This is a genomic window from Mycoplasma sp. 1199, from assembly GCF_034863365.1.
In the GTDB taxonomy this organism is placed as follows: domain Bacteria; phylum Bacillota_I; class Bacilli_A; order Mycoplasmatales; family Metamycoplasmataceae; genus Mycoplasmopsis.
In genome coordinates this window covers 144637-168128 of the sequence record NZ_JAYFFA010000002.1, presented here as the reverse complement: position 1 = coordinate 168128, position 23492 = coordinate 144637, and the positions used below count along the sequence as shown (strand labels likewise).

Genomic DNA, 23492 nt, shown 5'->3' with positions numbered 1-23492 from the left:
TATTTTGATATAACGCATATTCTAATCACTTGGAATGTGCGTTTTTCTTTATAAATTAACAAATTAATTTATAATAAAACTTATAAAATCAAATTAACTAAAAAATCAATAAAACAAAGGATAAATCATATGAAAGCAAGATTAAAATCATTAGTTTTAGGTTTAAGTGGTGCAGCATTACTTTCACCAATGTTATTAGTATCATGTAATAACTCATCAAGCTCACAAAAAAGTCAAGCAGAACTTAAAGCAGAAAAATCAAAATTAAACACAGATATTCAAGCTGAATTTAACAAATACAGTTCAGTTGCTAAATCTGGAGATAGCTTAGATCAATTAGTATCAAAAAAACAAAATGAATTATTTGCTTTAATTGCTGAATTAGATAAAAAACAAGTTTTATCAGATTCAGACGTTAAGAAATTAGCTGACTTTTTACAAACATTAAAAGATCAAGCTGCAGACGTATTATTACGTGGATTTGTTGATAAAAACTTAGAAGTTGTTGCAATTGAAAAACAACTTGAAGCAGCTAAAAAGGAATTAGAAGATCTTAAAGCTGACACTGAAGGCGCAAACAAGGAAACATTAGCAGAAAAAGAAAGAGAAATTCAGGCTCTTAACGATCAATTGGAAATTGCTAAAAACGAATTAGAAGATGTTAAGTCAAAAATGGTAAAGAGAGCTCCTTCAGGTAAGCGATCATTACTTAAAATCACAAAAGCAATTCTTTTCTATTTAAGCTCATTTAAATCAAAATACCCTGAACTTTATAAATCAAACCAATCAATCATTGATGGTGCTGTTTCAACATGAGAGCAAAGTGGTAAAGAATATGAAGCTCAAGAAGATGACTACAATAACATTAACTATTTCTATGCTCAAACAATGTATGCTTTAAACTGATACACAATTATTAAAAATTACTTCCCTGAAGCTAAAGTTGAAATGCCGTTTCCTAAAGAAGAATTCATGAATTCATTATTCCAATGAAGAATTAAAGATTTAGAAAATGTTGCAGTTAAATTATCAAGTATGGATCGTTCAACTTTATCGGCTGAAGAAAGTGCAAAAATTGATGAAAACATTCAATTAGTTAATGGTGTTAAAACAAACTATGAAGAAGCATTAAATACATCTACAAACTTAGATGAACAATTTATAAACTTCCAAGCCTTAGAAATTCAATTCTGAAGCAAATACATTTACAACACAAATTCATTCAATGAATATAAACCTTCATTAATGGTTCCTTCATTAAGAATTTCTAAGTTCCCATTATCAAATGAAATCATTGATGCAGAAGTTTTAGAGCAATTAAAACCAGTTTCTAAAGAAATAGCAGACAAGTTCTCAGAATTCTACAAAAACACAGGAATTAAATACTTACCTTCAGTTTACTACACAAATCTTTACAACCAATTCCGTGATGATCTTTTCAATGTTATTAGATACCAATTTATCCCTAAACAAACCACATTAGAGGGGTTATTATACGTTCTTTCAAAATCGGAAAATGATTTATCAAAATACAATATTGATACAACACAAATTCTTGCTGATATTAAAGCAAAAGCTAACGAAATGTATGATGGAGCCTACAGCGGTAGCACATATGCGCTATACAATAGAAAAGTTAAGGCAAAATGAAATGAACAAATGTATGATGGAGATGAAAACTCAGCAATTTACAAATCATATAAAAAATTCAATACATGAGCTGTTAAGCAAATGAACGAAATTAAGGCTCTATCACAAGAACAATTTGTTTCAGCAGTTGATAGATACATGTTAATTAAAGCTTTTGACTTTAAATTAAACACATTAGTTAACTTATTTGAATACTGAAAACTTCAAGGCATTGATCCAAAATCTGAAGAAATGGAAGCTATTTTACAGCTTTCAAAATCAGCTTCAAAATATCAAGCAAGAATTAAATCTGCAGAAGATTCAATCGCTGATTCAGAAGCTATCAAAGCAAAATTAAAAGAATTAGTAAGTTCATACAATTTGGATACAATTAACCACCCAGATTACACAACAATTGAACAATACTCATCTACTCTAAATGAAGATAAAGCTAAAGTTCAAGCAGTTATTGATGCATATTCAGCATTAACAGGAGCTGATGGAATGTTTGAATTTACATTTAGCCAAATTACAGACTTTTTCAATAGTGCTGTAGATAATTTCAGAACAATTATTAATAAATGAGATCAATTTGTTGCTGATTCTAATACAGAAGGTTTTGCTGAAACTTACAAAGTTTTAGCTGACTTCAAATCAGTATTAGAACAAAAAGTTGGTGATGAAAACGATGGTAACATGGATATGCTTTACGTAAAATTTGCTGATATTTACCAAGACAACAGATCAGGTGACAAATACACAAACGGGTTAGCTTTATTAGATGAATATACAGCATTTGCTAACTCTTTAAAACACGGTGAATTTGCTAATGAAACAGATGCTAGAGCGTACTTAAACGATAAATACTCACAATTTGAGCAATTAAATGTAAAAATGACAGCTGCTAGAGAAGAAGGTGGAGTATTTTATGCATTAGATGATTACCAAGGATTCACAGACGAATTAGACTATGAATGAGGTGAATTTGCAACTACATTCAGAGATCACGCTTATGATTCGATGTCTCTTGATGACTTAAATTCTAAAGTTGCTTCACTTAATGAAAAAGCCGTTGAATATTCAGTTAACTTTGGTAAATTACCAGCTGCAGGCGAAACATTTATGAAACTTATTGCAGATGATATCGAAAGAGAGAACTCAAACATTGAAAACTTTAGAAGACAAGATAAGAAAGCAAAACAAAGTTTATACATTGTTCCAGGTCAAGAAATTTATGCATTCATTAGACAAATGTATAAATCAGTTTCAGCCGAATTATCAGAAACTTCAATTAGTGAAGATCACCAAGATAAAGTTGTTTATGATGCAACACACAAAGCTATTGATAATTTAGTTAAAAAAGATTTAACATTTAGAAATATAATTTTTGCTAACGCTGATGGTTTTGAATACTTAACAGATGAACAAGAAGCATCAGGAAAACCTAAATCAGAGTTATATACAGAAATGATGAATTTAGAATCAGTTTACTATCAAGCTAACTTAGCATACTTAAAAGCTGATGATAGTTCAAAAGATGAGAAAAAACAACAATTACAACAAGCTAGAGTAGCTTACTACAACTTCTTAAATTCAGATAACTTCTCAATTTCAAGAAGTTCATACTTAAAATTCAATTTAAATGTTTACCGAACATATGACGATGATAGTGAATTTACACCATTTGATTTAGCATTATTATTTGCTCAATACGATAGTTCAATTGAATTATTAAGATTCGTTGAGAAAACATACATTAAAAACAATCAATAATTTATTTAGTTAAAAACTGGTATCAAAAACCAGTTTTTAATTTTTTTAATTACTAAATTTGAACTTAATAAGGTTTAAATCCTCAGTTGATTTTTGATTATCAGAAATTTGTTTTTCTAATAACTTTTCAATGTTCGCAGGATCAATCACATATCTTTTTATAGCTATATCCAAGGCGTTTTTGTAACTTAGGTATCTTTTATGCTCAGCACCATGGTAATCAATTGCCATTAAATCTAATTCATATCTACCATCTTCTTTGTATTGTCTGAGTTTCTCAGGATCTTTTTCAGCTTCTTTAATGTCTCTCTTAGCTTTCTCTACACATTTAAAATTATCATCAACTAATTTATTGATTTCCCTTATTTTAGTTGTTAAGAATGTTTTGATATTTTGTTTTCTATTTAAATCATTTTTCAGATTTGTGAGTATATTTGTTAGAAATTCATTTACTTTAGTGAATTTTGAAACATTAATTTGAAAATTGGATTGTAAGTTTGATTTTAAATTAGCTTTATATTCTTCTTTAAAATCATTAACTTGCTGTCTGGTTTCGCCAGTGATTCAACTTTCATTATAGTCAGCAAGGGTTAATTTATTTTCTCAGAAAGTGTTAATTACAAAATTATTAATGCTTGAAAATGCTTTAAGTAACATTTCTTGGTCTGATGTAATTTGACTATTATTGCTTTCAATTTTTGCAAAATCATAATTTGGTTCAGAACTGTTTATAGTTAATATTTCATTTTTAACAGTGTTCAATCTAAAATCTGAATTTTGCTTTAGACTTTCTAAAGTTTCTTTTGCTGTTTGCAATTGAGTAAATCAAAATTTAATTTTCTCTTCTTTATTAGTATTAAAGTAACTTGAATTAATGAATTCATTATGAGCGATATTTGCTTCTTTGGTTTTTTCAGTGATCATTCAAAGTTGTTCGCCTAAAAAGAAATCCTGAAGTTCTAATTTTGCTTTTTCAATTAATAATGGTTCAAATCTGTCAAAATTATTGTTATAAAAGTCTTTGTAAGATTGATATGAACCTGTTGCTCTATTGAGTACGGTTAAATTTGCAGTTTGCATTTCGAGAACTTTATTGTAGATAATTTGTAAACTATCGGTTACAAATCTTATTTTCTTATAAATTAGTTCAATAGGATCTTCTTCAATAATTTGATTATATTTTGTGACGGTTTCATCTAATATATCTTTGAGCTCATCTGAATTGGTTTCATTAATATAACCCTTCATATAGTTAAAAAGTGTTATAAATTTGTTGTATTTCTGAGTTAAATATTCGATAAATTTATTCCTAATTTCACTATCTGCTAGGTGTTTTAGTTTTGAAAGTAATTCTGTATCTGTTTTGAAATGAGCACTTAAATAGTTGTTAGTTTGAATTAAATTTGATTGAATTTGTCAATTCAGACTCATCAATTTTATACTTGATAAATTCAAACTAATTAATTCATTATCTAACTTATCTAAATATTGATAATTACTTTTAATACCTTCTAATTCAGCGTGATAGTTATTTCATAACTGGTCATTTTTAAAACATAAATCCTCAATTAATGGAACAAACTCTTCTACATTTGCTTTTGTTAATATGTGATTTTCAAGGAAGTTTATGATTTTTTCACATTCTAAAATATGACTTTCCACAATATTATTTATTTTATTCAACACTTCTTGTTCTGTTGTGTTTAAATTGTGAAATTCAAAATTAGTTCATAAATTTTTAAATTCTTTAAGCCACTTAATTGATGATTTCATTTGACCTACAACAAATTCTCTATATTGTTTTATGTTTTCTAAAAATTTATTCATATTTTGAGGTTCTTGAATAAAAAAGTCTTTGTAAACATTTCTACCATGCAATAAGGTAGAATTATGTCATTTAAGGTCAGGGAAATCTAATAAATGCATTTTTGCTTGAGCACTTAAAATGCTTGCTACATAATTTATTCAAGTATTTGAATTAGCATTATTAAATGAACTAAGGTTTGATTGATTTAGTTCCGTTAGTGCATTAAATTTACTAAAAATTGCATCTTCATAATTTACAGTGTTTGACAATACTCTCGATTCATTTACACCTACAGGAGTATTAAAAATAGGTGCAGGTTGCACAACGGGTACATTGATTTTGCTTTTATTTTCTTTCTTTTCGATTGGTTCACTAGACACTGGTGCAGACTGAATATTTCTTACAATTAATCAAGTTCCTACACCGATTGAACCTGCGACCATTAGTGAACCCAAAATTGTTAGTCATTTATTTTTAAATATTTTTATTTTCTTCATTTTTCTCCTCACTTTATTAGTAAAAATGATCAAAAAAGAACTAAAAAAGAACATAATAAGCTTTTGAAAAATCTACATTTAATGTAAAATTGAATTTATTTATATATTTATATATAAATAAGGATTTTTAATCAAAATTTGAAATTCAATAAAGGAGTACTATATGAAAAATTTAGCTTTAAAATACAAAGTTTTATTAGCATTAGGTATATTAGCAGGAGCGTCCGGTATTGCTGTTGGTTCAATTTACGGATATGCAAATAATTCTGACGAAAAGAATGGACCAACAAATCCAGTTGATCAAAAATTGTTTGTAAACAACTTTAAAAAATTCTATGATGAAAATGATCAAATTAAACCTGAAGTTTCTGTTTTAGATCCACTTAAATCAAAAATTGTTGCTAATGTAGTTTCAAACAATGAAACTTACAATGAATACAATTTTGTTGGCGAAACAGAAAAATATTCATTTGACGAATTTTTCAAAGAATATTACAAAAGATACAATGAATCATTCATATTAGAAGTTAAATACGGCTCATTCAGTTTTTACAATGAGTACGTTTTAGCTGTTAGACCAAAACAATTTATTGAATTTTCAAATTGATTTATGTCAAACGTATCTTGAGGTCCTGACCTCTTAACTTTAGACTCATTTAGAATTGTTCCAGGAGTTGAGCAAAATGGTAATGCTATTACTTTAGGGTCTCACTCAACATTGCACAAAGAATACAGCGAAATTAAATTCTTCCCTGATGCATTCTTTGGTTCATTACCTTACTACTCAACGGTTGGTGGTAGAGGAAATGCACAAGATGCGTTAACTTATTCAACATTTAATTATGAAGTTCCTAAAGCTGATGTTGATATGTTCTTGAACAACATTCCTTTAGCAACTGCAATTAAAAACTCTTCAATGCTACCTAACAATACAGCATTTAGAGAAATTACTATTCCAAGAAAATTAATTAACAAAGAATTCTTAGTTTACATTCCAGGTTCAGCACCGCAACTTGATGTTGAAAAAATTCAAACAGTTTACTTGCCAAGCAACATTAGTTCTGAAGAATTTGCAAAAGTTGCAGAGGAACTCAAACCTAACTTTGGTACAGTTTCATTAAGTGACTTCAAACCAGTTATTATTAAAGATGTTAACAGTAACTACAATACAGAAAAAAAGAAAACAACTTTTGAAGTATTCTTTGATTATAAAAATAAAGCTGACTCAGACGCGGTTAAAAACTTTGATAGAGATTCACTTTCAGAAACTGATAAAGCAAAACTTGATCAAGTTATTGCTGCTAGAGGTGACTTTAATGTTAGAACAAGTTTAGACTTTACAAGAATTTCTGAAGCTTCAGCAATTACATACAGAAACTTTGTAAAAGCTATAAACGAAGATATTATTCACTTCTTAGATTTTTATGACATTAATTCATATGTTGGAACAAAACTTTTTGTTTATAAAGAAGGAGATAAAACTTACTACTTTGATTCATTTGTTAAAGCAATCAATGAAGTTCCTGCTTTAAAAGATAAAACTTATGAAGAACAAAAAACATTAGTTAAAGAATGTGAAATTAAAGAGTTTACAATTCAAAACTCTGGTTCAACACATATGCTTTCAGTTAAACTTGAAGACTCAAACAGATTTATCTTACGTGAACAATTTGTCGCAAGTGCTTCAAATAATTATTCACCAGCTGGATTTGCTCAATTTAAGGAAGCTGCTGGATATTTAGGTTCAATTACTCCTCTTATTTTAGGTTACACAAGCGAAGAAAAAGATGCTAATGGACAAACATTAAGAGGACTTGATTCAAGAAAATACCAAGTTTATACAGAAGTTTATAATGGGCTTGCTGAAAAAGTTCTAGAAAAATACCCACACTTACTTAAATCATTAAACGGACCACACTTAGAAAAATCTGTAAATGATAAAGGGGTATATGAATACAAAATTGTTCAAGGTGAATACAAAGGTGTTTCAGAATCAGATAGAATTGGACTTCCACTTGTTTTAGGAACTCTTATTGAAGACTTTGAAGGTATTTCAACAGACTTCTTAAAATATGTTGCAACTCACGAATATGGACATCACTACACACTTGATCAAGGTCAATCTTGAATCGATTCTAAAAACCCTATTTTAGTTGGTGGTCTTTCAACTCGTGGTGGAGCTAGCGACTCTTCATTCTACTCATACAAATCTCTTAAAAACTATTTAGAAGCTAGAACAAACCTTACAGTTATTAGAACAAACAGTTTAGGTGCTCCAACTGAAAATGGTAAATTCATCAAATTCCAGTTTGGTATCCTTGACGAAAACGGAAACGTTGTTTCTCAAGAAGTTGAAACTAAAAATCAAATGTGAGGTGCTGTAGGTGTAGCTGGACAAGACATCTACACAGTGTTGGCTAACCCACAAAGACGTTTCTTACAAGATTATGAAGGAATGATTGAAGCAGCTAAACTTAGAAAAGTTGCTCCAGGAGACTTATTTATTGCAAACTCATTTGATGAACAATCAGGAACACTTAACCCAGCAATTTCTGGAAAATCTAAAGTATTCAAAAAATTCGAAAATGGTGAAATTAAATTTGCACAAGTAACTGCTAAAAACGTTATTGAACAATTAACAGATGGTTCTGGACAACCTATTGAGCAATTTGTTGACTTTATCAATGATGATGAATTCAAAGTTAGAGTTTATGAAACTGGAACTGTAAATGACAAAACAGTTATTACAAAAGTTAACTTCAAAAAACCAGACGGTTCACCAGTTATTAATGTTCCTTTAAATGTTGAACTTGATACAGAAAGCTGAAACTACATTCGTTCACAAGAAAGATTAATTGTTCAATCACTTCAAGAAGTTATCAAAGCTGACTTATTTGATTCAGGATGAAACACTAATGTGACAAGATTAGGTGGTTCACTTGCAATTTACCTTAAAGACTTATTTAATGCAGTTGATTTAAATGACTACTTTAAATTATTTAAAAACAGAGGAAACCAAATTGAATACGATCCACAATACAACTCTGTTTTAGCAAACTTTGCTCAACCAGGTAAAGATGTACCTGAACAACACAGAGAAGCATTACAATACTTATCACTTCGTTCAAGTTTACAAGGTTCACTTAGAGATATTGTTAACACATTCTATGGTTATATAGATACAGAATACAGAATGCAAAATAGAGCAAACATTAACCCTGTTTTAACATTTGCAAACTACAGAGACTTACAAAACTCAACTAAATATACATTCCCATATGTTTCAAGCTCAGCATTCTTAAGTACATACACATACTCAAAAGACAGACTTAGTCAAACAATGAATGAGTACGCTAATGAATTGGGGCTTGAATCAATTGATGGAAGATGACAAAATAACTTTTCTATTGCATTTTCATATGCTCTTGGAATTGCTAGATTAGGTAACAACTCATCAGACTTGTTTACTTACTTAGACAAAGACCAAAATATGTTAACTTTAGAAAACTTACGTGAGTTACTTACAAGTGGTCCAGATGCTTTTGATAAAACTGTGAAATATGTTGGACTTAATCCGTTCTCATCAGCTTACAAAAAAGCTGATTCAAACTTAATTGAAGCTTTTGTTGCTAACTACAAAGTTAATGCAACAAGATTAGATACAAACAAGACTGCAAAATCACTTGCTTTTGCTTCGCTTGATAAAATGATGGAATTATTATCAATCAACTACTCAAAAGCTTCATTTGATGTTGCTTCTAAATCATTCAATTGAGATTTAGATTATGTAAAATCAAAATTTGATTTAAGCAAAATTAAATCAGTTGTATTAGCTGGCGACTTCACAGTTTCAACAGATAAAAAAGTTGAAATCGGTGCATCACAACAACTTTTAGCTAACTATGCAATGAAAGCGTTTAAAAACTCAAACTTACTTCTTGCAGTTAAAGACTTTAATGTTGCTACTGATTTAGTTGCTAACCAAGCATTCTTTTCAAAAGAATATGGAATTAGAATTGAAAGTCCTGAATTTAGAGAAAACTATGTTGAAGACGCTTCATTAATTAACCCAGAATCAAAATTACAATTTGATGCAGCTAAATTGCAAGAATTTCTTAATGAACTTCTTTCAAAATATGGTGTAAGTGATTACAAACAATATTTTGACACTCAAGACTTAATCCTTTTATTAGGAAACATTACATTCATTAGAAACTTTGGTGTTATTGGAGAAAATCTTCTTATCGGTGATATTTACTACGGTGGATTCTCTTCAGGTAAACCATCAAGTGATGTATTCAACTACAATGAAACAAGAGTTGAGCCATTATTAAATGACAAATTCACAGATTATATTTACTCAATTGCTGAAACATTAACAAGAGATTATGTTCAAACAACTTACTTACCAAGTTTTGAAAACTTTGGTAACTTACCAAAATTCTTAGGTGGAGTAAATGAATCAGTTACTGGACTTGATTACATTGTTGATGGAACTAAATTAGCTTATTTAAACGATATTAAAAATAGTCAATCAGATATGGCGCAAGGTATTTATGCAGCTATTCAATCACATAAATACAAAGAATATATTGCACAAACTTTAGATTTCCAAATTCAAACAAACATTAAGATTGCTGAATTCAAATCTAAAGTTGATAACTTAAAATTAAATTTAATTCCAGCTGTTGAAGCTGCAATTGCTGACCATAAAAAACAAATTAAATCTGAAGAACAAAAATTAGCTTCAATGCAACAAGGTAGTGACGAATACAATCAAACAGAACAAAAAATCGCTGACCTTAAAGCACAATTAGCTGCTAAAGAGCAAGAATTCAACAACCTAGAAGCAGAACTTTCAAGAACTAATATCGATTTAGCTAACGAATCAATTGAAAAGAATAAAAAACTTGTAACCAAATTCAAGGAACCTATTTTCGGAATCTGGAATGACACATCAATGCTTCAAAGAAACGAAGATGGAAGAAGAAATTCAAACTACTTTGGAAGCTTCATCTCAAATAACAATGGATTCTTTAAAGATAGATTTGAAAAAGAAAAAATCGGTATGGAACTTTATGATGAAAACAGAAATGCCATCCAAGACAACAACATTAGATTAAAAGACTTTGAAGGAAACAAAATTACTTCAAGACCTAAAGCATTCTTTGTTTCACAACTTCTTAACTATGGAGTTTCAGAAAGAACAATTTCAGGTATGTTCAGAAATAAAAAACTTGATGCAGTTGCTATGTATGGATACATTCCAAATCAATTAGCAGAACAAGTTAAATACATTAAGTTCACTGACATTGATACAAACGAAATGCACTACTTACCTGTCAACATTGATAAAACAAACAATATTTTCTATTATGAAAAACAAGGTGATGCAGATTCTAAAGTTACACTTGAACAATTAGGTTACCAATCTTGAATTTCTGATTATGCACTTATGTCTAAATATAGAAACTCATTACTAAAACCAAAACACAGATTCTATATTGATTTTGCTAATGAAAACAAAGATACAATAGGTGGATTTACAATCGGTGACCTTGATGCAATGATTGAAAACGGTAAAGCTGATGAACAATCACCAATCAAGATAATGCCTGAAAAAGATGAAAACAACAATGACACAGGAAAAACAATTATTTACGTAGATTACCAATTTAACATTTCAGGATAATAAGGAGAAGAAGATGAAATTAAAAAATAAATTATTATTGACATTAACAGCAGCTTCTGCTCCTGTTGTCTCGTCAATTGCATTACTATCTTGTCAATCAGGTGGATTATTCACTAAATCAATTGATTATGATTTAGGATTAGCAACTGAACCGATTAACAACTTAAACTATGTTAGATATAAATCAATGGACAAAATTGTTCCATCATTAGTGGACTCATATTTAAAAACAGGTCCTACAGCTCAACTTAAATCATTACTTAACAAAGCTTCATACAACTTTGTTGTTATGGAAAATAGTACAGTAAAAGATTCGGCTAAATTCACTGACTACTTGAATGCATCTAGAAGTGAACTTTTAGATAATGATGGTAAAGGTAAAATTTCAAATGCATTCTATGGAATTGATAACTTCCAAACAGTGGGTGGATTAGCTGACTTATCAGATGGAAATATCCAAGAAAAAAGTACTATTTATGCTTACAGAAACCCTAGAAACCCTAATAACTATATGGCTATTACAGGGTACACTAGAAAAAAACAAAATATGTGATCTAACGGTGACTTTGTAACTTCAAATGATATTAGAGATTACTTAGAATACATTTTAGACCTTAACACAGGGTCTCAAAAATTAGACACAGTTAGAAAATATGGAATTAGAGCAGTTGATAAATTTATTGACGCTCAAAAAGAGTACCAACAAAAATTCAAACAATCATATAAAAACCCATTTGGACGTAGAGATTATGTTTGATCAGAAGTATTGAACAGATACATTCAAAATCCAAACCAAGAAGTGTTTGCTTCACAAATCAAAGATGGAAATGGAAATCCACTTGATACTGTAGAAGTTGAAGCAATTAAGCAAGCTGCATTAGAATTTGGTTTCTATACAGGTCAATTATTCTTAGATTACGATAACGATTACATTGCAGAACACTTATCATTACCTGAGAACTCTTCTTTTGCTTTAGATAAAGAAGTTCAAGACTTTACAGTTTTAGTTAATGGTGAGAAAAAGCAAATTAAGATTGTTAAAAATATGTATGTAAACCCATACCAAGAGTTTAATAAAACAAACAAAGACTTACAAGGTACAATCAAAGCACTTTCAAGTAGCGAAAACTCATTCACAATGATTTTTGATGACACTAAAACACCTGATTTATCATATTTATTATTCACAATCCTTTACAACTTATTCCCAATCAATAGAAAACACGTTGAAACTGTTGCTGGTGGAATTGATAAATATGGTTCAGAACCTAAAACATTCTTAACATCAGGTCCATTTAAAATTGCACAAAATGGTGAAGGTATTCTTTTAGGAGATAACGGTTACATCATTCTTGAAAAAGATAAAGATTACTTTGATGCTGAAAACACAATTTCAAACAAAATCAAAATTATGTTCTCAACTAACAAGAACACAAACTCATTATTCTTTGAAGATGGTTTAATTTCACAAACATATATTCCTGCTTCAAAAATGAACCTTTATTGATCTGATCCTAAAATGAAAAAATACCTTAACAAAAACACAGGGTATGGAACAATTGCTTTTGCTTTCAACTTAGATAGCGAAACAAATGGAAATTCATATTTACAAGATCAAGATTTAAGAAATGCAATGTATTTTGCAGTTAACAGAGAAAAAGCTCTTAAATTCGTTGGATGAGATTTCTCATTTCCTGTTAACACTTGAACATCTTATGGTCAATACAAAACATTCGATGGTAAAAACATTGAAATGTTCTTTGAAGGTCAAAAATCCACAACTAAAAATGGTAAAGAATTTGACTTACAAAACTACGAATTCGTTGTTCACTTAGCTAAGTCATTCACATTTGAAAAAACTGAACGTAAAGATTTAACTTACGATATTCAAACAGCAAAATACTATTTAGATAGATTCAAAGCAAAACATCCAGAATTACAATCAGTTAAATTTGAATTCTTAAACAATGGTTCAGAAGAACAAAAGAACGCTGGGTTATTCTTAAAAGGTGCTCTTGAAACTATGTCAAATGGTTACATTTCAATTGAATCAAAAACATTACCTGAAAACATCTATGCAAGCTTTATTGAAAAAGGTGCATACCAAATTATTTATCAAAACTACGATAGATTAGGTGGTAATGGAGCACAGGACTATGTATCTGTATTCTTCAAACGTGATGAAGTTGATACAATCAACCAAAAATCAATTGCTTTCAAAGATAACCCTGTTGGTTCATACATTTATGGTGACTACATAGGTGAATTAGTTATTGAACAACTTCAAAAACAAGATGCTAGTGTTTCAAAACTTTCATTAATGCAATCTGACATTAATTGAATTAATACAATTATTAATTCAAACTCATTATCAGGAGACTATGTAAACATTGCATCAGATTATAATTCAGCAAAAGCTTCACAAAGTAGCGGTGAAATAGCAGCATTTGTTAAAAAATACGCAAAACCGGTTTCACTTGCGCTTGCAAGTTTAAATGAAGCTAAAAAACCAAGATATTCAGAGCAATATGTTGAAAACTTACTCGGGTATATTATTATTAATAACAAAAACATTAAAACAAACAGAATCAACAATGCATTTATTACATATTTAGCTACTGAATTTACAACAGAACAAATAGCTAACTTAACAAATGAAACACAACAAAGATTACAATTTAACCAAGAAGAATTATTAAGAAGCGAAAGTGCAAAACCAGATGATGCAATTCCAGTATTCTGAAATAAATTCATTGAGTTATCACTTCAACATCCGGATGAATCAATTTCACAATACACTTCAAGAATTAACTCATTCTTCTCAGGAAACTTCACAGATGAGGAACTTTTAGAAAACTGATCTCAAACAAGAGTTTACTTATTTATCGCAGGACTTGAAAAAGTTATCAGAGATACAGCAGTTGTAATTCCACTTATGGAAGTTGATACAAACTGAGAAATTACAAAAGTTGGAGGAGTTGATAGTTTATTCAGATTCTCACTTCAATATGCATACGATATGACAAGACCACCAATGGCAAAATTACCAAGAACTAAAGAAGGGAACTAATGAAAAAAGTACAAGTAGATAATAAAACTTATGAACTGAACGATAACAAAGTTATCTTCAGAAGTAAAAGAAATGTTGAATTAAAACTTAAAGATAAACTTCTTTCAATTGATTCACCATTCTTAAAAACATCTTGAAAATTCTTCAAAATTATTGCTGAATTTATTGTTATCGGATTTATTGTTATATCAATTACGTTCTTCTTAATTAACTCAGTTCCAGGTGAAAACCCACTTACACAAGGTAAGGATGAAACTGCAAGAAAAATTATTGAAGCAAAATATGGATTGGATCAACCCTTACTTACAAGATACTTTAAGTACTTAAATGGTCTATTCCACGGTGACTTTGGTATTTCTTATTCACTTTTCCCTGAGCGTCCTATTACTGAATTTATTTGAGATAGATTTTACAAATCATTCTTAGTTGGAATTTTCTCAGTATTCTTAACAGTTACAATCGGTATTTCACTTGGTATTTGAGTTGGTAAAAATCCAGGAGGACTTGTAGATAACATTTCAACTGTTATTGTTTCAATTTTCTCATCTGTTCCTTCTATTATTTTCGCTTTACTTCTTGTCTTTATCGGACGTGTTGTCGGAATACCTTATGTATTTGACCAGTATAATTTTGCAACCTATATACTGCCTGGTCTAGCGCTTTCATTAGGAAGCATCATTGTTTATATTAAATACATTAGAACAGAGCTTAATAGAGAGCTTAACTCAGTTCACGCTAAGTTTGCTTACTTAAAAGGTGTGTCAAGAAACAGATTCGTTTGAAGACACGCACTTAAACCTGCACTATTCCCAATTGCTACATTCTTCCCTGCTGTTATTTTTGGATCATTCATCGGAAGTATCTTCATTGAACAAATTTTCTTAATTCCTGGTTCAGGAGGTATGTTGCTTAATGCTATTACTTCAAAAGACTACAATGTTATCTTATTTTTAATTGTTATGTTCTCACTTCTTACAGTTCTATCATATGCATTCAGAGATATTCTTTATGAAGCAATTGACCCAAGAATTAGAAGGAGAGGTGCTTAATGAAATTTAAAGAACATTTACATAAATTTAATTCATCAGTTAAGAAATTCTTCGAAAAGACAGCAAGCAAAATTAAAAGACGTGAAGCAACTGCTTCAATGTCTAAAGAAGAATTAGCAACAGCACCAAACCCAATTACACAACCATTTGTGTATCAGTCTTGAAAAATTGTTGGAAAAATTGTAGACTTCCAAACTGATATGCATATGCAAGCTCAACCAAGGGTTTTCAAAGAATTTATTAACAGATTCTCAAGAAGTTTTGCTGGAGTCTTTGGTTTTGTTACATTAGTTTCGTTAATCTTATTAGCAATTATTATTCCATTTACAACACAAGATCCAAACGTTACAAGTGTTGATGATTCAAAACTTATTTTCAATACAGTAGATAGCAAGGGTGTATTCCACATTCTTGGAACAGATCACTTAGGAAGAGATTTTTGAGCCAGATTATGATGAGGACTTAGGTATTCAATTGCACTTGCATTTGTTGTAACAGCAATTGAGGTTGCTATTGGACTTACAATTGGAATTATGATGGGTCAATTTGAATTCTTTGACAAAATTATGACTTTCATCATCAAAGTTATTTCAATTGTTCCTACAATTATCATTCTTATCTTAATGACTATTATTATCAAACCTAGTTTCTGAGTTGTTGTATTCTCGCTTTCACTTACATCTTGAACAGGTATGGCTAATCAAATTAGAGCTCAAGTTAAGCGTGCTAAATACTTTGAATGAGTATCAGCATCAAAAATTTTAGGTACACCAACTTGAAAAATTCTTAAAAACTATGTACCTGTTATATTACCTATTTTAATTACTCAATTAGTATTCACAATTCCTGGTGTTGTTTTATCTGAAACATCACTTGCATTCATCGGTCTTGCTATCGATGATGTTCCTACATTAGGAAACTTAATTTCTGAAGGTCAAAAATTATTCCCTGACTACTTAAGATACGTATTTGTTCCTTCAACATTCTTAATCTTAATTACAACAAGTGTTCAATTAATTGGTGCATCAGTTCAAGATGCATTAAGAAGACAAAGATAGGAGAGTTTTATGAAAAAAGATAATAACTTATCTAATCAATCAGAAAAACAATCATTCAAGTCTAAATGAGAACACTTTAAAAGAAAAATAAATGTTGCAATCACAAACGCTTTTTCTGGTCTTGGATTAGGAAACAGAAAAAATATGTTTGATTGAGAAACATTTATGGAAAATGTTGAGTACAAAGAATTTTCAGATGGAACAAAACTTAAAATTGCTGCAGAAATTAAAGACATTCACTTATCATTCTTAAACCCATCTGTACCAGGTCAAAAGAACAAAGTTCTCCGTGGACCATCTATTCAAATTTATGAAGGAAAAGTTCACGCAATTATCGGTGAATCTGGTTCAGGTAAATCAGTTATTACATCTCTTCTTTATGGACTTACAGGAGATAACGCTGTAATTGATAGTGGTGAAATTAAACTTTACAATAATCACGTTGAGAAGTTCTCAATGCGTGATTGAGAACGTTCACACTATAGAGGAAGAGTTGTTTCAGCTGTCTTCCAAAACCCTATGTCTACATTAAACCCAACTATGAAAGTTGGAGCACAAATTATGGAAGGTATGCTTGTCAACAGAGTTGTTAAAAACAAAAAAGAAGCATACGAACGTGCTGTAGAATTCCTTAAATTAACAAAAATTAATGACCCTGAAGCTGTTATGAAATTATACCCACACGAAATGTCAGGAGGTATGATTCAACGTGTTGTTATAGCTGCCATTGTTGCGCTTGAACCAAAAATTTTAGTAATGGACGAGCCTACAACAGCGCTTGATCCAACAGTTCAAGCTTTAGTTCTTGAAGTTGTTAAAGAATTACAAGAAAAACTTAAATTATCAATTGTGTTTATTACTCACGACCTTGGAGTTGTTGCTTCAATAGCTGACTACATTTCAATTATGTATGCAGGTCAAATTATTGAAGAAGGAACTACAAGAGAAATCTTAAAATATCCACAACACCCATATACTTGAGGTTTAATCTTAAGTATGCCCGATGTTAATAATGGTAAAAGACTTTCAACAATTAGAGGTTCAGTTCCATCTAACTTAAATAATATTGTTGGAGATGCTTTTGCAGTTAGAAATGATTATGCACTTGGTAGAGATTTTGAAGTTGAACCTGACTTTTACTATGTTTCAGAAACACATAGAGTTAAATCAGCACTTTTAGATAAAAAAGCACCTAAATATACACCACCTGCACACATTGCAAAATTATGAAAGGAGTTTTTAGCAAGTTCTAAAAAATAAGTTATGAAAAAAGACTATTACATAGAAACACAAAAAAAATTCCTTTTCTGAAAAAAAGAATTCATAAGATACAACATTAAAGGTGTAGACGAAATGTTAAAAGTTCCTCAAGGTAAGGAAGTTTTAGCAACATTAAGAAACGTGGATGTTACATATGGTTCTCGTTCAAAAGCATTTAGAGCTGTAGTAGACTTTAACTTAAATATTTACAAAGGTGAAGTTTTAGGTATTGTTGGTGAATCTGGTTCAGGTAAAAGTACAATTGGACGTGCAATTATCGGACTTACACCACACAGTTTTGGACAAATCAAAATCCTTGATAAATTATTACCTAAGAAAATGGTTAGAGGATTTAATTTTGGTAAATCACTTAAAGAATATAAAGAAATCGTTAACTTTATGGTTAATAAAGTGCAAATGATTTTCCAAGATCCAGCTAACTCACTTAATCCACACGTTAATATTGAAACAGTTGTTTCTGAAGGTTTAACAAATACAAAGAACTCTAAAGAAATTTACTTATTTAACTACGACCAAGAGGTTGTTAAACATTTATACTCAATGATTGATAAAAAAGAATATCGTTCTTTATTTGGAAAGTTCAAAGATGAATTAGATCACAAAATTTCAATCAATGAGAACATTGCATATGATGCTTTATATGTGGAGTTTGAAAAAACAATTAATCAAACTTGAGGTTTATCAGAAGTTGCAGCTAAATTAGCTGAATACAAAGCAAAACGTGATGAATTAAATAAATTAACTGAAAATGAATGTAAAACAATTTTAGTTAAAGACATTCTTAAGAGTGTAGGGCTTGATGAATCAGTTTTAAAACGTTATCCACTTGAATTCTCAGGAGGACAACAACAACGTATTGGGATTTCTAGAGCCGTTGTGCTTAGACCTACATTACTTATTGCTGACGAACCAATTTCAGCGCTTGACGTTTCTATCCAAGCACAAGTTGTAAACATCTTTAATGAACTTAAAGAAAAATATAATCTTACAATTGTGTTCATTGCCCACGACTTACGTATGGTTGAATATATTTCAGATAGAATTGCTGTTATGAATAAAGGTAGATTACTTGAAGTTGGTACAACTGAAGAAATTATGAAGCACTCACTTCATCCATATACAAAATCATTACTTGAGTCAGTTCCATCAATCGATTCTGATAAAGGTAGCTTGCTAGGATATGAATATAATCCTGCAATGCATAATTACACAGAAGATTATCAACCTGAATGAATTAAAATCAACGATAATCACTTTGTGTTAGCTACACCTAAAGAAATTCAAGATTGAAAAAACAATAAATATTAATTTAAATTCAAATAACCTAATAAAACAAAATAGAAAGGAGGCTATATGAAAAAAATTAATAAAAGAATTTTATTTGGTAGTTTTTCATTAGTTTCAATGTTATTACCAACTGTTGCTCTTTCTTGCAATAATACAAACAACCCACAACTAAACCCAGGAGATAATAAAAAAACAAATCCAAATCCTGAAATTACATTCGAGCAAAGCAAAGCAATTGCTGTTTCTCAAGTTGAATCATCATATTCAAACTTAACAGAGGAGCAAAGAACTAAGATTAAAGAATTAATTCAAGCATCAGAAAACCAAGAACAACTTAAAAACATTCAAACAAATGCTAATTACTTAAATGAATTAGTTTCAAGTTTAAAAGAAGCTGTTGCAGATTATTCAGATGTTAAAGCTAGTCACAAATATGCAAATGATGACCAGCAAGCTAGAAAAGATGCATTCGATACTGCTTACAATAATGTTAATAATGTTGTAAATTACTTAGATTTTTCAAATAATGGAACTGTATTAAACTTTGATGTTGAGACACTTAAAGCGGCTTACAATGATGCTAAAAATGCATTAGCTGGTCAAGAAGTTCAAAAAGATCCTAAACCAGCTATGTATACAGATGCAGCTACAAGATTCGGTAAATGATTCACACTTCCTGAAAGTCAAGAAGTTGCTTACACAATAGTTGATTCAACTAAACAATTTGAAGAAAACACATATGAAGTTCATACATTAGGACCAGTAGTTGATGGAAAAAGAACATATCCAATTAAAAACTACAAAGCTGATGCACCGGAATTACCTAATAATATTGAATTTTCTGTAAGTGATTTTCAAACATATCAAAAAATGATTAAACTTAGACAAAAGGTTCTAGACACTTTCTTTAGATTAATTGTTAAATCAGATGGTAAGAAAGTTTATGAATTTTTCAACCACGATACAGCTTATGCACCTACTAGATATTCAATTAGTAAATTAATGTTAATCATTGATAAATTAATTATCACAGGTAACATTTATGAAGAGTACTTAATTGAATTAGAGGGTACAAAGGAAGATTCAACAGTTAAACTGTTCCAAGATCCAGCACACAAATATTCATATTATGCTATCTTACCTAAAGCAGAGCAAATGAAAAACGCTGTGTAGTAAGTTTAAAAGTCAAAATTAAGTAGCTTATGCTACTTTTTTATTACAAAAAAGCACATCAAAGTTTATTCAATGCACTTAAATTATGTGTGATTAAATATATTTAAAAATTAGAAACGGAACAAATAGGAAAGCTTTGTATTCTTTTCCAATTTATGCTACAAAGTGGGAAACATGGTATAACCAGAGATAATTAAAAATAATAATCTCTGGTTTTTATATTCTTTAGTTTATTAAATTCTTAAAAAGTTGATTTTTAAAGAGTTTTTTATAAAAATTAGAATTTTTTATGACTTATACATATAACTAAAAAATTAGAAAAATATTTTTTTAAATATCTTAAATTAACAATTAAAAGCTTATAAAATAAGCGATATTTGTTTCAACAATTTGACTTTCATTAAAATACTTTACAAAAATATTAATTTTTATTTAAAATTAATATATGAGATTAAAAAATAAAAAAATATTAACTAGTTTATTAGTTAGTCCAAGTTTATTGATACCTTTTAGTGTGATAAGCACAGCCACATCAGCTGATTCTGACGCACCAAAATTAGAACTTTTTCAAACTAAAAGCGCAGAAGAAATTGCAAGAATGCCTTTTTTTGATGCAAGAAAACACAATTTAGTTACTGACGTTAAGAATCAAGGTCATGAAGGCCTTTGTTGAGCATATACAATTGCTTCAATTTTAGAAACCAATATTTTAAAAAATAATATAGGAAATTACACTAAAAATTCTTTAGATATTGATGAACACGCAATTGATTACATAAGTAATAGTTGAAATCATAATGCAGATAAGTTAAATTTAAATCCCGATGCTAAAGAATGAAAAGGAATTTTAGGTACAGGAAATTATTTATCTCACGCATTTAATGGTTTGATGAGAAATACATCCCCAATTGCTCAAACTAATCAAACTGAGTTTCCTAATTTTGATAACCCTACAATTGCCAAAATTAAAAAAGCTGTAAAAATTAATCATACTGTTGATGATATTAAATTAGCGATTGCCAAATACGGTTCTGTGGGAGTTGCTTATGCTTTTAATGAAATGAATTTTCATCCTGACACCGTTTGATACAACGAACCAAATTCAATTATTATAACTAAATCACCTGAAGAAAGACATATCAGAAATCATGCTTCAGTTATTGTAGGTTGAGACGATGATTATTATGCATCTAATTTTGGACCTGAAACACCGAAACAAAAAGGTGGTTTTATTATTAAAAATAGTTGAGGAACTAAAAACATGCATGCTCAGGGCTACTTTATGCTTTCATACGATTCATTAGATTTAATTCATGAAGTAATGGCAGTTGAAGTAGAAAATAATAATGCATATCAAAATACTTACTATTATGATACAAAAAATTCATTTTCTTTATTCGCAACCATTGACACTAATGAAAGAACAATGGCAAATATTTTCCCAGTTAAAAAAGCAAATGATGAAATTGTAGAAAAATTAAAGTCAATTAATTTTGCGCTTAAAGGTTCAAACATTACTGCTGAAATCAAAATTTATGTTAAAAATTCTTCAATGTCTAATCCTGAAGATGGTGAACTAAAATTAACTCAAGAAGTACAAATTCCAAATTCTGGTGATAAAGGATTTTATACAATTGATTTAAATGAAGAAATTATTTTAAAGAAAGATCAATATTTTTCAATCATTATTGATGTAACTAATAAAGGTGAAAAAAACGTAGATTTGGTGGCAAGCTATGAAACTAGAGATATTTTGAGTTTTTATAAATATAATAATCAATGAGTAAATAGCAAAAAAAGTTTTGTTGTATTTGGAATTAAGGCTCATACTCTTGAAGTGCCAATTAATGAATTAAATAAAGGCACAGCAGTTGATGAAGAAAATAAAGAATTAGATGACATTTCTAAAACTAATACAAATAATAATCCTAGTGAATCAGATACGGAAAATAATCCACCTAGAAGCAATGACGGTGAAAGTGAATTAGAAAGCTCTGAAGGTGAAGTAGAAACAGATACAGGAACTAATATAGAAGAGTCATCAGATAGTGAGATTTCAAGAGAAGAAGAAACAAGTTCTCCAAAAACTGATGAATCTGAAACAGGTTCAAGTTCAGAAGAAAATAATCCGATTTCAAAAGAATCTGATGTATCTAATGTTGAAGACAATAGTTCGCCAGTATCTGAAGATACTACTAAAAATAAAAATATAACTGATGAAAGTTCATCAGAAGATGTAACTAATTCAAGCTCTGAAACAGGAACAGATTCAGCATCTCAAGATAATAACAAACCTGTAACAGAAGATTCTGCAACTGAAAATAAAGATGCAATAAATGAAAATCCAACAAGTGATCAAGCTAATTCAAATCCAACTACTAATGAAAGTTCAACTATAGAAAAGAATAATTCTGATAATAAAAAAGAATTAGAAGATGTTTCAATAGAATCTGAAAAATCTAAAACCAATAAAACACATGTTATTTTATGAAGTATTTTAGGTGTTACAACTGGAATTATAACTTTTGGTATAGCAACTTTCTTTATTGTTAAATTAATGAAAAAAAGAGTTAAAAAATAATTTAACTCTTTTTTCTGCTTTTAGAAGTTTAAAAGGTTTATTAGCAATTAGACCGATGTATTTATCAACCTATAGACACGTCAAAGGTTATATATGTTTTTGTTTCTTAAGATTAGTTTTACTTAAATTTTTAGTTTTAAAAATTAATGATTTAACTGGATTATCTAGAAAAGATAAATTTACAGAAAATAGATTAATTGACAGGATGAACAATGTCAAAGAAATCCAAGAAAAATTCAAAAATCAAACTAACAAAACGATCAATATAATACTATAACCAATAGTAAGCGTGTAGCACATAACAAATCTTGCGACAAGTGTTCTAACTGAGTTGTCCAATGTTGAATCAATTAAATTAACTGTTACAACTAAGATGATGCCAATTATAAAATAAGAAAACTAATTTCATATAATGGAACATTTTCGATTGAGAATTTTTGATGTTGTGTATCTTATTCTCTTCTAAGCAAATAGCTTTAAAATATTATTTACTTAACTTCATTCTATTACTAATTAATTTCAGATATAACAAAAATATATTTTTCACATTTGTGAAAAATTAAGGTATTATGCAGATTAATTTGTAATTATATAA

Annotated in this window: 11 protein-coding genes; 10 read left to right on the top strand and 1 reads right to left on the bottom strand. The window is 29.4% G+C overall.

The window, feature by feature from the left end:
- The first annotated feature begins 129 nt into the window (after positions 1-129).
- Entirely contained in the window at positions 130-3402 is a 3273-nt protein-coding gene (locus VBM89_RS01745; RefSeq protein WP_323188589.1) for a hypothetical protein, read from the top strand.
- Between the two features lie 45 nt (positions 3403-3447).
- On the opposite strand, the gene VBM89_RS01740 is transcribed toward VBM89_RS01745, so the two are convergent.
- Positions 3448-5706, bottom strand: coding sequence for a hypothetical protein (locus tag VBM89_RS01740; protein ID WP_323188588.1), 2259 nt, complete (start codon positions 5704-5706; stop codon positions 3448-3450).
- 163 nt (positions 5707-5869) lie between these two features.
- Between VBM89_RS01740 and VBM89_RS01735 the strand changes: the two genes are divergently transcribed.
- The 9 genes from VBM89_RS01735 to VBM89_RS01695 all read left to right on the top strand — a co-directional run bounded on the left by VBM89_RS01735 (position 5870) and on the right by VBM89_RS01695 (position 23174).
- Positions 5870-11398 carry a PDxFFG protein gene (locus VBM89_RS01735; RefSeq protein WP_323188587.1) on the top strand — a complete coding sequence of 1843 codons (5529 nt, stop codon included), beginning with the start codon at positions 5870-5872 and terminating at the stop codon, positions 11396-11398.
- Between the two features lie 13 nt (positions 11399-11411).
- The gene (locus tag VBM89_RS01730; protein ID WP_323188586.1) at positions 11412-14468 is read left to right on the top strand and encodes a hypothetical protein; all 3057 of its coding nucleotides are present in this window, start codon (positions 11412-11414) and stop codon (positions 14466-14468) included.
- A complete protein-coding gene (locus VBM89_RS01725) occupies positions 14468-15517 on the top strand; it encodes an ABC transporter permease (RefSeq protein WP_323188585.1) in 1050 nt (349 codons plus the stop codon). Before VBM89_RS01730 ends, VBM89_RS01725 begins: the two co-directional genes overlap by 1 nt.
- Positions 15517-16575, top strand: coding sequence for an ABC transporter permease (locus tag VBM89_RS01720; protein WP_323188584.1), 1059 nt, complete (start codon positions 15517-15519; stop codon positions 16573-16575). The genes VBM89_RS01725 and VBM89_RS01720 overlap by 1 nt, the downstream gene beginning before the upstream one ends.
- A 9-nt stretch (positions 16576-16584) precedes the next feature.
- Entirely contained in the window at positions 16585-17835 is a 1251-nt protein-coding gene (locus VBM89_RS01715) for an ABC transporter ATP-binding protein (RefSeq protein ID WP_323188583.1), read from the top strand.
- A gap of 3 nt (positions 17836-17838) precedes the next feature.
- Positions 17839-19164: an ABC transporter ATP-binding protein gene (locus VBM89_RS01710; protein ID WP_323188582.1), complete on the top strand. Its 1326-nt coding sequence runs from the start codon at positions 17839-17841 to the stop codon at positions 19162-19164.
- A 45-nt stretch (positions 19165-19209) separates the two neighbouring features.
- Positions 19210-20316, top strand: a complete 1107-nt coding sequence (locus VBM89_RS01705; RefSeq protein WP_323188581.1) for a hypothetical protein — start codon at positions 19210-19212, stop codon at positions 20314-20316.
- 445 nt (positions 20317-20761) lie between these two features.
- Positions 20762-22897 carry a C1 family peptidase gene (locus VBM89_RS01700; protein ID WP_323188580.1) on the top strand — a complete coding sequence of 712 codons (2136 nt, stop codon included), beginning with the start codon at positions 20762-20764 and terminating at the stop codon, positions 22895-22897.
- A gap of 55 nt (positions 22898-22952) precedes the next feature.
- The gene (locus VBM89_RS01695; RefSeq protein WP_323188579.1) at positions 22953-23174 is read left to right on the top strand and encodes a hypothetical protein; all 222 of its coding nucleotides are present in this window, start codon (positions 22953-22955) and stop codon (positions 23172-23174) included.
- Positions 23175-23492: the final 318 nt, after the last annotated feature.